The following is a 14411-nucleotide window of genomic DNA, read 5'->3' as shown; positions in this document are numbered from 1 at the left end:
GCGCCGGATGCCGCGGCACCCGTGCCATCCGTAGCGTCGAAGACATGCAGATCCAACCCTCCGACCTCGGCCTGATCGCCCGCGTGACCGAACTCGGCAAGCGCTACGGAACCGGTGCGAGCGCCGTCACCGCACTCGACGACGTCTCGCTCGGGCTCCGCCGCGGCGAGTTCACCGCCATCATGGGCCCCTCCGGCTCGGGCAAGTCCACGCTCATGCACATCATGGCGGGCCTCGACTCGCCGACGGCCGGCCAGGTGTGGCTCGGCGACACCGACATCACCGAGCTCTCCGACTCGGCACTGACCGTGCTCCGCCGCCGCCGCATCGGCTTCATCTTCCAGTCGTTCAACCTCGTGCCGACGCTCGACGTGCGCGGCAACGTGATGCTGCCGTTCGACCTCGACGGGCGCCGCCCGACGCGCGAGGAGCAGGCCTGGATCGACGAGCTCCTCGACACGCTGGGCCTCCGGCCACGCATCGGACACCGGCCGCACGAGTTGTCGGGCGGCCAGCAGCAGCGCGTGGCGATCGCCCGAGCGCTCGCGACCCGCCCCGACCTCGTCTTCGCCGACGAGCCGACCGGCAACCTCGACTCGCGAACGGGGCGGGAGGTGCTCGGCCTGCTCGCTGCAGCGAGCGCGCGCTACGGCCAGTCCATTGCGATGGTCACGCACGACCCCGTCGCCGCGAGCCACGCCGATCGCATCCTGTACCTCGCCGACGGTCGCATCGTGCGCGACTCGGGTCGTTCGAGCGCCGAGGAGATCTCGGCGTTCATGCTCTCGATGGAGGTCGCGGCCTGATGCACACGCGGCTGAAGGACCAGTGGCCGACGCTGCTCGTCGCTGCCCTCGCCGGCACGTTCGGGGTCGCCCTACTGCACATCACGGGACTGCTCGCCGCCGCGATCGCGGCCGACGACGTCACGGGTGAGAGCGGCACGGTCGCGCTCATGCTCGGCCTGGTCGCCGTCGTCTTCATCGTGATCGCGGTCTACGTGAGCGCGATCGTGACGGCCAACACCGTCTCGACCGTGGTGGCGGGTCGCACGCGGCTCATCGCCCTGCTGCGGCTCATCGGCTCGAGCGCTCGTGCGCAGCGTGCCCAGATCGCCCGCGAGGGCCTGCTCGTCGGCGCCATCGGTGCCGCGATCGGAGTCGTGGCCGGCACGGTGATCGCGTTCGGGCTCGAAGAACTCTCCGTCGCGAACGATCTCATGCCGGCGACCGACTACGACTATCTGAACGCGCTGATCGCGCTGCCGGCGGTCGCGGTCGTCATCACCACGTGGCTCGCATCATGGGTCGGGTCGCGCCGGGTGCTCAGGGTGCGCCCGATCCAGGCGATCGGCAACGCCAACGAGCAGGACCGCGAGGAGCTCGGTCGTCGTCGCGGACGCAACGTCACGGCCCTCGTGCTCTTCATCGTCGGCATCGGCCTTTTGGTGGCCGGGGTCATCTGGGGGCTCAGCGAGCCGTACGGGGTGCTCGTCGGCATGGTCGGCGGTCTCGTCTCGTTCACGGGCATCGTGCTCGGCGCCCACGTCGTGATGCCGCCGGTGCTGCGCCTCGTCGGCCGTCTCTTCGGCAGCTCGCCGGCGGCGCGCCTCGCGGCCGAGAACGCCGTGCGCCACCCCGAGCGCAGCTCCCGCATGACGATCGGCCTCGTGATCGGCGTCACGCTCGTGACGACCTTCTCGGTGACGATGGAGTCGTATCGGGCGATGCTGCTCGCCGCGCAGGAGGCGCACCCCGAGGTGTACGCGGGCATCGACGAGATGCTGAACGTCACGGTGGCGGTCTTCACCGTGCTCATCGGCTTCAGCGCACTCATCGCGGCGATCGGCATGGTGAACACCCTCTCGCTGAGCGTCATGCAGCGCACCCGTGAACTCGGCCTGCTGCGAGCACTCGGCTTCGACCGCCGGCAGCTGCGCCACATGATCGTCGTCGAGAGCGCGGCGCTCACCCTCGCGGCCACCTTCACGGGCATCGTGCTCGGGTTCGGCTACGGCTGGGCCGGGGCGCAGGCGCTGCTCGGCGGTGCCCAGGCGGAGCCGACGTTCGTGCTGCCCGGCCTGCCGTGGGCGCTGTTCGGCGGGCTGCTCGTGGCGGCGGGCGTGCTCACGCTCGTCGCCTCCATCGCCCCGGCCCGGCGCGCGATGCGCGTCTCGCCGGTGGTCGCCCTCGCGGTCGACTAGGGATAGCACCGCAGGGTGCTGAGGGGCACGGAACGAGCGGATGCGTCGGGGGAGGCATCCGCTCGTTCCGTCACATTGCGCGACCGAACAGCGGTGGTGTTAGCCTTGGCGTGTGCTTCCCGGCCTGCTTCTCCTTAGCTGCCGCAGCGAGTCCTAGTTCTCAGGCCTCCCTCGCTGCGGAGTTCGTCGTCGGCTGAAACCCATCCGTAAGCGAGAAGAGCACCCCATGCAGAACACCCAGCAGCCGTCGTCGATGCCCGTGCATCGCTACCGACCGTTCCACGAGCAGATCCGCGTCGATCTGCCCGATCGCACGTGGCCGTCGAAGCGCATCGAGGTCGCGCCGCGCTGGTGCGCGGTCGACCTGCGCGACGGCAACCAGGCCCTCATCGACCCGATGAGTCCCGAGCGCAAGCGCATCATGTTCGACCTCCTGGTGAAGATGGGATACAAGGAGATCGAGGTCGGGTTCCCCTCGGCGAGCCAGACCGACTTCGACTTCGTGCGCAGCCTGATCGAGGGCAACGCGATTCCCGACGACGTCACCATCCAGGTGCTGACCCAGGCCCGCGACCACCTCATTGAGCGCACCTACGAGTCGATCGCCGGTGCGAAGCAGGCCATCGTGCACCTCTACAACTCGACGAGCATCCTGCAGCGCGAGGTCGTCTTCCGCACCGACCAGCAGGGCATCATCGACATCGCCCTGCACGGCGCTCGCACCTGTCGCGAGATGGAGGCGTCGATTCCCGGCACCACCGTCTTCTACGAGTACTCGCCCGAGAGCTACACCGGAACCGAGCTCGAGTTCGCGGTCGACGTCTGCAACCAGGTCATCGAGATCTTCGAGCCGACGCCCGAGCGCAAGGTCATCATCAACCTGCCGGCGACCGTCGAGATGGCCACGCCCAACGTCTACGCCGACTCGATCGAGTGGATGTCGCGGCACCTCGCCCACCGCGAGAACGTGATCCTCTCGCTGCACCCCCACAACGACCGCGGCACCGCGGTCGCCGCGGCCGAGCTCGGCTACCTGGCCGGCGCCGACCGCATCGAGGGATGCCTCTTCGGCAACGGCGAGCGCACCGGCAACGTCGATCTCGTCGCGCTCGGCATCAACCTGTTCACGCAGGGCATCGACCCGCAGATCGACTTCTCCGACGTCGACGAGGTCAAGCGCACCGTCGAGTACTGCAACCAGCTGCCGGTGCCCGAGCGCCACCCGTGGGCCGGCGACCTCGTCTACACGGCGTTCTCCGGATCGCACCAGGACGCGATCAAGAAGGGCTTCGAGGCCATGGACGCCGAGGCGGAGCGCCGCGGCGTCACGCTCGGCGAGCTCGAGTGGGCTGTGCCGTACCTGCCGGTCGACCCGCGCGACCTCGGCCGCAGCTACGAAGCCGTCATCCGCGTCAACTCCCAGTCGGGCAAGGGCGGCGTCGCGTACCTGCTGAAGACCGACCACGCGCTCGACCTGCCGCGTCGCCTGCAGATCGAGTTCTCGGGCGTCGTGCAGGCCAAGACCGACGCCGAGGGCGGCGAGGTCTCGAGCGACGAGATCTGGCGCGTCTTCAACGACGAGTACCTGCCCGCGCCGCAGGATCGCCCCGACGAGAAGTGGGGACGCTTCGAGCTGCTGTCGCTCCGCACCGAAAGCGCGCTCGACGGCGTCGTGAACGTCCGAGTCGGCCTCCGCGACGGTGACGAGCGCGTCGAGGCGGATGCGAGCGGCAACGGCCCGATCTCCGCGTTCCTCGCCGTCCTGGGCGCCGAGGGCGTCGAGGTGCAACTGCGCGACTACGTCGAGCACACCCTCGCGGCGAGCGGCAACTCGCTGGCCGCCGCCTACGTCGAGCTCGAGGTCGAGGGCCGTGTGCTCTGGGGCGTCGGCATCGACGCCGACATCTCGACTGCGTCGCTGAAGGCGGTCGTGTCAGCCGTCAACCGCGCGCTCCGCAGCGCGGCGCCGGTCGGGGCCGAGCGCGAGGTCGTCGCGGTCTGACCTCTGAATTCCGAACGAGCGGATGCCGCGTGCACGAGGTGTGCACGCGGCATCCGCTCGTTTCAGGGCGCCATGCTCAGGCGCGGCGCCAGACCTTCCAGGAGCCGAGGGCCCGTTGCTCGGGCAGGCTCCAGCCGAAGCGCACCGAACCCAGCCTGATCAGGGTGGTCACGACCACGCAGGCGCTGCCCGCGACGACGACGTTGACGCCGAGGGCGACGAGCACGACGAGGAGCGCCGCGCCGACGGTCGCGGCGATCGCGTAGAGGGAGCCGACGTGCATGAGCGCGATCGGCAGGTTCAGGGCGACGTCGCGGAGGATCGAGCCGCCGACGGCGGAGAGCACGCCCACGAAGACGGCCGGCACGACGGGCGCTCCGTAGGCGAGCGCCTTCGTCGTGCCGATCGCACCGAAGAGGCCGATCGTGACGGCGTCGAGCGCGATGATGAGCCCGTTGAGCCTCGTGAACACGCGGAGCAGCAGCATGCCGAGCAGGGCGGCCGCCGTCGCGACGGGGAGGTACCAGTTGTCGAAGATGGCCGCGGGCGGCTGGTTGAGGAGCACGTCGCGGAGCAGACCGCCGCCGAGCCCGACGAGCACGCCGATGAGCGCGACGCCGAGCAGGTCGATGCGGCGCTCGGTGAGACGGGCCGCAAACATCGCGCCCTGGATGGCTCCGATCGCCACTGCGGTGAGGTCGAGCCAGAGCGGGATGACGAAGAGTGCGGAGCTCACGGCACCAGTGAATCACGCGCAGAGCGGAACCGCTCGAAGGTGACCCCCGGGGTCGGCGAGCTGCACGAGCCTGCGCCGGAGCGGACGGCGCGGAATGTCGCGGATCGGGGGCGCCGCGGCATCCGCTTCGGACGGTTCGCGCCCACGGGGTGGGAGAATGAAGGGTGCCCGTGTATCGAGATGAAGCCGTCGTGCTCCGCACCCACAAGCTGGGCGAGGCCGACCGCATCGTCACCCTGCTGACCCGGCAGCACGGCAAGGTGCGCGCCGTCGCCAAGGGCGTGCGGCGCACCGGCTCGAAGTTCGGCTCGCGGCTCGAGCCGTTCATGGTCGCCGACCTGCAGCTCTACGAGGGCCGGAGCCTCGACGTCGTGACGCAGGCCGAGTCGCTCGGCTCCTACGGCGCGCTCATCACGCAGGACTACTCGGCCTACACTGCCGCGAACGCGATGGTCGAGGCCGCCGACAAGCTGACCGAGGCCGAGGGGTCGTTGCAGCAGTACCTGCTGCTCGTCGGTGCCCTGCGCTCCCTCTCGCGGCACGAGCACGGGGCGAGCCTCACCCTCGACTCCTACCTGTTGCGCGCCCTCGCCCTCGCCGGGTGGGCGCCGAGCTTCCAGGACTGCGCCCGATGCGGCAGGGTCGGCGAGCACACGGCGGTCGTCGTGCAGCTCGGCGGCGTCGTCTGCGACGAGTGCGCCCCGCCCGGCACGCCCCGTATCGCCGGGTCCACGGTGGAGCTGCTCGGCGCGCTGCTCGCCGGCGACTGGACCTTCGCGAAGGCGTCGGGCGACCGTGATCGCGGTCAGGCCAGTGGCATCATCGCCGCCTACACCCAGTGGCACCTCGAGCGGGGCCTCCGCTCGCTGCCGCACGTATCCAGAGAGACGACCGCCCAGTGAGCCCGAAGCCCTACACCCATCGCGACGCCGTGCCCTACCGGCCGCTCGACTGGACAGGCCTCTACCCGCCCGAGCTGCCGAAGGGTGCCGTGCCGGCGCACGTCGCGATCGTGATGGACGGCAACGGACGATGGGCCAACCGGCGCGGACTCACCCGCATCGAGGGGCACAAGGCCGGCGAGGCGGCGCTGCTCGACGTCGTCGCCGGCGCGATCCAGGCGGGGGTCAAGCACGTCTCGGTCTACGCGTTCTCGACCGAGAACTGGAAGCGCTCGCCCGAAGAGGTGCGCTTCCTCATGGGCTACAACCGCGACGTGCTGCACCGCCGGCGCGACCAGCTCAATGAGTGGGGCGTGCGCATCCGCTGGGCGGGCCGCCGGCCCCGTCTCTGGGCGTCGGTCATCAAGGAACTGCAGGTGGCCGAGCAGCTGACGGCGGGCAACGACACCCTCACCCTCACGATGTGCGTGAACTACGGCGGCCGAACCGAGATCGCCGACGCCGTGCGATCGATCGCCGACGACGTGGCATCCGGTCGCCTGCGCCCCTCGGCCGTGTCCGAGAAGCTCATCGCGAAGCGGCTCTACGTGCCCGACCTGCCCGACGTCGACCTCTTCGTGCGCAGCTCGGGGGAGCAGCGCACCTCGAACTTCATGCTCTGGCAGTCGGCGTACGCCGAGATGGTATTCCTCGACACGCTGTGGCCCGACTTCTCGCGCGTCGATCTCTGGCAGGCGATCGAGTTGTATGCCGGGCGCAATCGCCGCTTCGGCGGCGCGATCGACGCGCCGACCGCCGGGAGTTGAGCCGAGCCGACTCCTTCGACCATCGTCGCCGTCAACCGAGGCCGAGTTCGATGACGAGCTTTCGCGCCTTGGTGAGCACGGCACTCGATCCCGACCGCGACGCGAGTTCTGCCAGGCCCGGCCAGACGGCGTGCTCGGCCGGAATCCGGCCCGCGGCCGCGGCGGCGCGCAGCACCGGGGCCCGGAGCAGCCCGACGTCGAGCACGCGATTGAGCCACGACGGCGGCTTCGGCTGGGATGCCGCGTAACGGACGGATTCGGTGAGCAGCGGCCACAGCACCGGCAGGGCGCGCAGCTCGCGTTCGATCGACCCCATCATGCGCGCGGGGGAGATGTCGGGCAGCGGCAGGAGTCGTGAGGCGGCCAAGCGCACCGACTCCGCGGTGAATCGGCGGTTGGCGACCATCGCGTCGACGCTGTATCGCGACTCGACGTCGGAGCACAGCGAGGCGAGCACGACCGCGACCATGAGCACGGTCAGCGGCGGCACCGGGCCGCTGCTCATCGGTCCGTCCTTGCCCGCGCTGCGGTCGCGGAACTCCGAGGGGGTGATCCGGCCGAGCGCGTCGTCCCATCGCAACCAACGTCGTTCGGCACCCGAGATCGTGTCGGCATCGAGCTGACCCTCGCGGTCGAGGGCGTAGGACCAGGACATGAGTGCCCGGTAGTGCACGTCGGGTGCCTCGGCCAGCGCGAACTCGAGCGGCACGAACCGCTTCGAGCCGCGGGTGTGCGATGAGGAGGCGAGGTGCACGCCGTCGTCGATTGCCGGCCCCTCTCCGTCTCCAGCTGGCCAGACGATATCGAGATCGACGACGGGCTCCGGCGCACCGGCGTCGGCGTCGGCGGGTGCGCTCGGTGCGGGGAGCCCGACGACGAGCGCTTTGGCGGCGGCGACGGCGCGCGAGGAGCCGGGGCGGGCGGCGAGGGTGCGCGTGTGCGGGAGATCGAGGGTCGACGGGTCGGCGAGCCCCGCCGCGACGGCATCCGAGGCGGCGGTGAGCAGGGCGCCGATCGCCTCGACGACCTCCGCGGTGCCCGCCGTCATCCGAACGGCTCCGAGCGACCGGCCCACGAAATCATCGAGCAGCGGCCAGACGACTGAGCCGAGACCGGCCTCGCTCAGCTCCAGCGCGACGCGAGCGAGCTGCGCACCGCCCGGAGCACTCCGGCCGAGCAGTGAGAGATCAGCCACACCCGGTCGCAGCAGTCCTCGGTCCCACGCCTCCAGCACGCCCTCGAACATGTCGGCGGCCGCACGCGGGTGCGATGAGCCGAGTCCCCAGAGCATCCGGGCAGCGAGGCGCGGTGTGAGCGGTTCCCTGCGGCGCGCGAGCTGCCGCCACTCGGAGCCGCTGCCGGCTTCGAGCCCGTCGCCCGGGAACGCGCCATCGCCCCACATCGGAACGTCGACCGGGGTGCCCCAGCCGTACCTCGTCGTATCGATGCGCCGCGGGAAGTGGGCGAGCGATCTTGGAAGCGCAGTGGACTCACGACGCCAGTCGCCGTCCTCGTCCTGCACCAGCGCGGGCTCGAGCAATGGATCGAGCGCGTATGCCCGTGCTGCCGGGCCGGCCGCGATGGGCATGACGGCTCCCGATTGCAGCACCACGGGCACGTCCAGCACGGCGAACGCATCGAGATGTCGTTGCTCCATGAGCGTCAGGTCGAGGCGAAGCAGCGCGAGGAACAGATCCGCCTCGCTCGAGGTGGCGTCTGCATCGCGATATGCCTGCAGACGCTCGACAAGGTCGTCCGGCGCGATCCGAAGGTCGTCCCACGACGGCGCGGACAGCAGCGCGGGCACCTGGCCGAGCCGTTGGACGACCGCGGCCTCGCGTGCCGGTGTCGGACCGAAGACCACATCGCTCCGCCAATCGTCGTCGCCCGGTTGCACGAGCCGGTCGAGCATTCGGATGGGGGTACCGGCGACCCAGTCTGCAGCGGCGCTCACGCCCGCGCTCCAGTTCGGCCTGAGCCCGCGGAGCGCGGCGCGCGCCGTGTCTGCATCCGCGCGCGCGACCGCGTTCGCGAGCTCCAGGAAGCGGTCGACCTCGAGATCCTCGGCGCTGTCCGGGCGAGATGCCAGGATCCCGGAGGCGTCGGCGAGCGCGGCAGGTGAGACGACCGACGGCTGGAATCGCGGTACCGTCCACACCTCGGGTGCAGCTTGCCACGCGGTCGATACGGTCTCTGCTTCCGGCAGGGGCTCGGTGGCGACGCCCCATCGCTCACGGAGCGCCCTCGCCGACTTCGCGAGCGCGCTGTCTCGCCCGGACTCGATCGGCGACAGGGCGATCACGGCGGTTGCGGCCGCTTCGCCGGTGAGCGGCTGCACGCGGCGCAGGGCGGCGTCGAGTACTGCCGTTCGGGCGGCCCTCGACTTCGCGGCGAGCGAGAGCGAGAGCACGTCGGCGGCTTGGTGGTCGTCGCCGTGCTCGATGATCGCCGGTGCGAGCGCCGTCACCACCGGGGCTTCGGCGTGGCTGATGGCCCCGACGAGCGCATCCGCGCGCGCGATGATCTCGGTGTCGGTGAGAGCGAGCGAATCGACGAGGAGTCCGGCCCACACCTTGCGATCACCAGGGCGCTGGGCGGCATCGAGGGCATCGAGCACGAGCGAGACGGCTTCGTCGCGCTCGATCCAGCCCTGTTCGACGCCGGTGGCGACCACGCCGCCGAACGGACCGGTCGCCGGTGCACCGACGGCGACGCCGGTTCGCAGATGGTCGGCGAAGCGCGACCGAATGAGGCCGGTCTCGATCGGTCCGCGGTCGGCCGGATACAGCTCCGCTTCGAGGCCGAGCGCGACGGCCGCGTACACGGCCCAGTCTTTCAGGTACTCCGTGCTCTCGGGCACGGGCAGTTCGTGATGGTGCACCAGGCGCACCACACGACCGGCGTGCACCGAGGACGCGTGCTCCCACGGGCGACGATTGGAACGGCATGCGCGCGCGGTGAACGCGATCGCGAACTCGGGGCCGCGCGTCGCGAGCACCTCGGCAGCGAGTTGATCCGGCACGGAACCCGGCCCGCCGAGCACCGCTTCTGCACGTCGTGCGTCTGCACCCACCCGGATCGCGAACAGCGCGAGCATCCCGTGGTCGACCGTCCCGACCGCGGAACCGCGGGTGAGGGTGTTCCCCTCGGTGACCCACACATCCCAATCGCCGCGCTGCAGGCCGAGACGGGCCTCGCGCCGTTGCGCCTCGGTGCCGACCGAGAGCTCGAGCGCGTCCGCTTGCTGGGCGTCGGCCCAGCCGAGGTCGCGGAACAACTCGAGCGAACGGGTGAGGGCGTCGGTCATCGGATCTCCTCCATCAGGATCTGCACGGCGAGCACGTGCTTGCACGGTCCGCGATCGCTGCCGCCGGTGAGCTGCCACGCGCAGTTGCAGCGGAAGCCTCCGTCGGCGCCGCGCACGGTGTAGGTGGCAGGCTCGCTTCGGGTGCCTGCGCGCACGAGCCACTCGCCGAGTTCGGTGCCTCGTTCCACGAGATGCTGCGCGACGAGGCGTCGCGCGGCTGCGAGGCGCGGATTGTCGCGCGCGACCCGCGCGGGGTCGTCTGGCAGCTCACGGTGGAAATGGGCGCCCGCGTGCACGTCCCAGCCGACGCGTCCGGAAGCAGCGAGCACGGCGAGTCCCGACTCGACGTCTGCGGTCGACAGTCCCGACGCGAGACGGAGCCGATCGACGTCGATCACGGGCTCGAAGGCCAGCAGTGCGGAGACGAGTGCTGCGTGCTCGGCGGCCCCTGGGCCGGCCAGGGCGCCCAACAGCGATCCCTCGCCCGAGAAGCCGCGCCATGCCTCCTTCGTGATCCCGAGCAACAGGCGGGAGTGCGGGAGGTCGACCTCGAATGCCGCGGCCCCGGGCTCTCCGTCGGCGGGGCCGTACACGGTGAGTCCGGTGACGTGGGGCAGCAGGCGTTTCAGCGCGCTCAGGCGATGCAGTCCGTGCACGTGGACCGCGCCGGGCGTGCGCCGCGGCGCGATGCGGCTCCCTGACGCGGTCCGCGTGAGCCATCCGGTCGATCCCGCCGCGGTCGCCGGGGGGATCGAGGTGAGCAACGCGCGTGCGGCCGCCCGGTCGAGGGTGAAGGCCCGCTCGAGCCGACGGTGCATCTCCGCGACGTTGCCGAGCGCGTGGACCCAGCGATCGGGCATCTCGACCGGTCGTTCGGTCTCAGCATCAGTGGGAGTGGCGATCTTCAGACCATGGCGGCCGACATCGAGGTGGAACAGCGCGTTTCGGCCGATCGAGGCGAGTGCCCGTCGCGTGGACATGCCGATGTCGACGTTGGTGGTTCCATGCGACACCTCGCCGCCGTCGAGGCCGGAGTCGAGCAGGTCGAGGCGCGCGTACACGCTGTTGCACGCCGAGAACACCTCGGCGCGCAGCCGGTCGCCGTGAGCGGTGAGCACCGGGTCGCGCTGGGTGGTGGGGGTGTACTTGAAGTACCGGGTTGCGGTGATGTCGGCGAGTGACAGCAGTCCGCGGGCCAGCACCTGCGGCTCGGTCGAGAAGCCGTGGAAGAAGCTCGGACTGGCGACGGGACCGTCGGGCGTGAGCGCGGGGGCGAGCGCGAGTACGAGCCCATCCCGAGTCAGCGAAGACACCGTCGTGAACCCGCGAACATCCATGCGGATGAGGCTAGCGGAGGAGATGCTCCGTCTTCGGCACACGTGTCGATGCGGGACCGACGCAGGCTTTCGACCAGGCGCTAACGGCGACCGCGGCGGCCGACCACTCCGGCGAACAGCGCATGCAGCAGCGGCAGGGCCGAGGCGATCATCAGCGTCGTTCCGAGCACGGGGTTCGGCGCGACGAGCACCGCGCCGCCGATCAGCAGCGCGGTGAACAGCACCGCCGACACGACGCGGCGGGCGACGCCCTCGAGCCGGTCGAGTCGCCGCTCGAGACGCGAGGTGTCGAACGAGAGCCGGCCCTGATCGGCCTTCGTGATGAGGGCGTCGAGGCGCTGCGGCATGCGCCACAGGAGCCCGGCACTCGTCATCGCCTCGGCAGCGAGATCCCGCGCGAAGTCGCCCCGCTCCTCGTCGAGGAGCCGCGCGGCGTAGGGTTCGACGGCATCCCACACGTTGAACTCGGGGTCGAGTCCGCTGCACATGCCCGAGGTGAGCGCCATCGACCGGATCAGGAGCAGCAGCCGCTCGGGCAGCTGGAACGGCAGCGAGCGCATGACATCGCCGAACTCGTTCCCGAATTCGCGGAACTCCTTCGGGTCGACGTCCTTCAGCTGGGCGAATCCCATGCCGCCGAACCGTTCGAAGAGCTGCGCGAGCGCACGCTCGAGCTCGCCGGTCGCGGCCGACGGCATGAGCACCCCGATCTCTCGCGCGGCCTCGATCATCGCCCGACCGTCGCGGGCGGCAACGGCGATGACGAGCGCGCGCAGCCCGCCGCGCAGCTCGGACGGCACCTCGGCCATCATGCCGAAGTCGACGAAGGTGAGTCGCCAGGCCGGTGACGCTGCGACGGCAGGCCCGCCGGGCCCGCCACGATCCTGCAGACTGGGCAGCGGCGTGACGAAGATGTTGCCGGGGTGCGGGTCGGCGTGCACGAAGCCATGCGTGAAGACCTGGTCGAACATGATCTCGGCGAAGACGCGGGCGACGTCGGCAGGCGCGATGCCGGCGGCCACGAGGGCGACGGTGTCGTTGATCTTGATCGCCGTGACGTCTTCGAGGGTGAGCACGCGGCGGGTCGTGCGCTCCCACACCACGGCCGGGGCGTACACGCGGGCGTCGTCGGCGAACGACTCGGCGAAGCGCTCGGCGCTCGCGGCTTCGTGCAGGTAGTCGATCTCCTCGAGGCTCGTCTGCGCGAACTCCTCGACGAGGGCCGGCGCATCCACCCGGTCGGAGACGACCCGCACCCGCCGAAGCCAACCGGCGACGCGGCGGAGCGCGGCGAGGTCGACGGCGACGATCTCATCGATGCCGGGGCGCTGCACCTTGACGACGACATCGCGCAGCCCGGTCGCGGCGGCATCACCGTCGGAGAGCCGAGCCCGGTGCACCTGCCCGAGTGACGCTGCCGCCACGGGCACCTCGTCGAACCGGTCGAAGACCTGCCCGAGGCGCGCACCGAGCTCGGCCTCGGCGAGTTCGCGGATCGCCGGGAACGGCACCGGCGGCACCTCGTCCTGCAGGCCCTCGAGTTCCGAGGTGATCTCGGGCGGCAGCACATCGAGGCGTGAGGAGAGGAACTGTCCGACCTTGATCATGAGCCCGCCGAGCTCGACGGCGAGCGTGCGGAAGTCCTCGGCGATTCGGCGCACACGTCGTTCGCGCGTGCGTTCGGCGACGGCGGCGAGGCCCACCTTCGGCAGCGCGAGCTCGAACCACCAGAGCCCGATGAGGCGGCGCGCCGCGAACGTCAGGATGCGGCGCGATCGCGCCCGGCGGGCATGCTCGCTCATCGCGACATCCGTTCGGCGCACCGTCGAAGGGGACGCAGAGACCTCACGTGTCAGCTCTGCGCGAGGATCGAGTACAGGGCGCGACGGGCGTCGTCGAGCACGGTCACGGCCTGCTTCACCTGCTCGGGCGTTCCGCTGCGGCCGAGCTGGGCGGCGGCGGCGGCCAGTTCGACGCCGGCCTTCGAGAGCGCGCGATGCTGCTCGGCACCGCTGGACGACGACGCTTCCCACGGCGCGGCGCGGTCGGCGGCGGCCTCAGCCTCGGCCCGGCCGAGATCGGTGAGGGAGTAGGTCTTGCGGCCGCGCAGCTCTTCGGCGACGATGAGCTCTTCATCGGCGAGCAGCTGCAGTGTCGGGTAGACCGAGCCGGCGCTCGGCTTCCATGAGCCGCCGCTGCGCTCCTCGATCTCCTGGATGATCTGGTAGCCGTGCATCGGCTGCTCGGCGAGCAGGGCCAGCACAGCAGCACGTACGTCGCCGCGCGCCATCCGCTTCGCTCCCGGTCGCGGGTCGAACGTCGAGCGTAGTTGCTCCATCGCCTCCCAGATCGCGGCGCCCGGGCTGCCTGCGCCGAAGCCGCGCTCACCCCCACTGAAACCTGCACCACCGAATGCGCCTGTCGGGCGTTGACCGTTCATGATGACCTCCCGGGTTCGTTCGAGCGATACTCAACGATATATCGCTACGAGTCTCGATGGAAGGGGAAGGTCTCGGCCAGCCAGGCGTCGGCCTCGCGCGGATGCCGCAGCCGCACGACCTCGAGGTGCGGGCGCCGCCGGGCGGCGTCCGCGACGAGCTCGCCTCGCGTGCCGTGCGTGGTCCACGCCCAGCGGATGATGTGCTCGGGGTCGCTGAAGATCGTGTGGAGCGGCCCCTCGACGTTGCCGTTCCAGAGCTCCTCGCGTCGCACGCGGCGGCGCACCGTGCGGGTGACGACCTGCCGCATCACGCGGAACCGCGAGTAGTCGAGGAAGACGATCAGCTGGGCCCGGTCGGCGAGCAGCTCCCGAACCGTGTCGTACTGCCACTCGGTCACCCAGCCCGGCTGCGCCGTGAACGCGTCGACGTCGGCGACGAAGCTCGGCCGCGGGGTCCAGCCGGCGCCGTGGAACAGCGCGTCGATCTCCTGGAACGGCAGAGCGGATGCCGCGGCGATCCGCCGGGCGAAAGTCGACTTTCCCGCACCGCTCGTGCCGGCGACGAGGATGCGCCGAGGAGGCGGCTCGCTGGGGGAGTCGGCGGCGCGGGGCATCCGTTCAGCTTAAACCGGGCCGGCCCGCGGTTCGCGGCGATCCACTCGGGAATACGAGGACCGA

11 protein-coding genes are annotated in these 14411 nt (G+C 70.8%); 5 read left to right on the top strand and 6 right to left on the bottom strand.

All coding sequences use genetic code 11. The features are described 5' to 3' along the window. Positions 1-44 precede the first annotated feature (44 nt). The 3 genes from VPH61_RS14460 (at position 45) to leuA (ending at position 4205) form a co-directional block, all read left to right on the top strand. The gene (locus tag VPH61_RS14460; RefSeq protein WP_332064210.1) at positions 45-806 is read left to right on the top strand and encodes an ABC transporter ATP-binding protein; all 762 of its coding nucleotides are present in this window, start codon (positions 45-47) and stop codon (positions 804-806) included. After that, the gene (locus VPH61_RS14455) at positions 806-2203 is read left to right on the top strand and encodes an ABC transporter permease (protein WP_332064209.1); all 1398 of its coding nucleotides are present in this window, start codon (positions 806-808) and stop codon (positions 2201-2203) included. The genes VPH61_RS14460 and VPH61_RS14455 overlap by 1 nt, the downstream gene beginning before the upstream one ends. Positions 2204-2429: 226 nt before the next feature. After that, positions 2430-4205, top strand: coding sequence for a 2-isopropylmalate synthase (gene leuA / locus VPH61_RS14450; RefSeq protein ID WP_332064208.1), 1776 nt, complete (start codon positions 2430-2432; stop codon positions 4203-4205). Between the two features lie 76 nt (positions 4206-4281). Here leuA and VPH61_RS14445 read toward each other — a convergent pair whose 3' ends face one another. After that, the gene (locus VPH61_RS14445) at positions 4282-4941 is read right to left on the bottom strand and encodes a trimeric intracellular cation channel family protein (protein ID WP_332064207.1); all 660 of its coding nucleotides are present in this window, start codon (positions 4939-4941) and stop codon (positions 4282-4284) included. A 164-nt stretch (positions 4942-5105) separates the two neighbouring features. On the opposite strand from VPH61_RS14445, the gene recO reads away from it, so the two are divergent. Both recO and VPH61_RS14435 read left to right on the top strand, forming a co-directional pair. Next, entirely contained in the window at positions 5106-5843 is a 738-nt protein-coding gene (gene recO, locus VPH61_RS14440; protein WP_332064206.1) for a DNA repair protein RecO, read from the top strand. Further along, on the top strand, positions 5840-6649 hold the full coding sequence (locus tag VPH61_RS14435) for an isoprenyl transferase (protein ID WP_332064205.1): 810 nt from the start codon (positions 5840-5842) through the stop codon (positions 6647-6649). Before recO ends, VPH61_RS14435 begins: the two co-directional genes overlap by 4 nt. A gap of 31 nt (positions 6650-6680) precedes the next feature. Here VPH61_RS14435 and VPH61_RS14430 read toward each other — a convergent pair whose 3' ends face one another. The 5 genes from VPH61_RS14430 to VPH61_RS14410 all read right to left on the bottom strand — a co-directional run bounded on the left by VPH61_RS14430 (position 6681) and on the right by VPH61_RS14410 (position 14347). After that, a complete protein-coding gene (locus tag VPH61_RS14430; protein ID WP_332064204.1) occupies positions 6681-9956 on the bottom strand; it encodes a DUF7824 domain-containing protein in 3276 nt (1091 codons plus the stop codon). Beyond that, entirely contained in the window at positions 9953-11293 is a 1341-nt protein-coding gene (locus VPH61_RS14425; RefSeq protein ID WP_332064203.1) for an SWIM zinc finger family protein, read from the bottom strand. The genes VPH61_RS14430 and VPH61_RS14425 overlap by 4 nt, the downstream gene beginning before the upstream one ends. An 80-nt stretch (positions 11294-11373) precedes the next feature. Further along, the gene (locus VPH61_RS14420; RefSeq protein ID WP_332064202.1) at positions 11374-13095 is read right to left on the bottom strand and encodes an ABC1 kinase family protein; all 1722 of its coding nucleotides are present in this window, start codon (positions 13093-13095) and stop codon (positions 11374-11376) included. A gap of 50 nt (positions 13096-13145) precedes the next feature. Next, positions 13146-13733: a PadR family transcriptional regulator gene (locus tag VPH61_RS14415; protein WP_332064201.1), complete on the bottom strand. Its 588-nt coding sequence runs from the start codon at positions 13731-13733 to the stop codon at positions 13146-13148. 44 nt (positions 13734-13777) lie between these two features. Then, a complete protein-coding gene (locus VPH61_RS14410; RefSeq protein WP_332064200.1) occupies positions 13778-14347 on the bottom strand; it encodes an AAA family ATPase in 570 nt (189 codons plus the stop codon). Positions 14348-14411: the final 64 nt, after the last annotated feature.

The sequence above is a fragment of the Agromyces sp. CCNWLW203 genome, from assembly GCF_036576125.1.
GTDB lineage: Bacteria > Actinomycetota > Actinomycetes > Actinomycetales > Microbacteriaceae > Agromyces.
Note: the sequence above shows the minus strand (reverse complement) of the source record. Positions and strands in the feature narration are given on the sequence as shown.

Coding starts and splice junctions, on each gene's coding strand:
- VPH61_RS14460 (WP_332064210.1), top strand. CDS start 45: ATGCAGATCCAACCCTCCGACCTCGGCCTGATCGCCCGCGTGACCGAA.
- VPH61_RS14455 (WP_332064209.1), top strand. CDS start 806: ATGCACACGCGGCTGAAGGACCAGTGGCCGACGCTGCTCGTCGCTGCC.
- leuA (WP_332064208.1), top strand. CDS start 2,430: ATGCAGAACACCCAGCAGCCGTCGTCGATGCCCGTGCATCGCTACCGA.
- VPH61_RS14430 (WP_332064204.1), bottom strand. CDS start 9,956: ATGACCGACGCCCTCACCCGTTCGCTCGAGTTGTTCCGCGACCTCGGC.
- VPH61_RS14425 (WP_332064203.1), bottom strand. CDS start 11,293: ATGGATGTTCGCGGGTTCACGACGGTGTCTTCGCTGACTCGGGATGGG.
- VPH61_RS14420 (WP_332064202.1), bottom strand. CDS start 13,095: ATGAGCGAGCATGCCCGCCGGGCGCGATCGCGCCGCATCCTGACGTTC.
- VPH61_RS14415 (WP_332064201.1), bottom strand. CDS start 13,733: ATGAACGGTCAACGCCCGACAGGCGCATTCGGTGGTGCAGGTTTCAGT.
- VPH61_RS14410 (WP_332064200.1), bottom strand. CDS start 14,347: ATGCCCCGCGCCGCCGACTCCCCCAGCGAGCCGCCTCCTCGGCGCATC.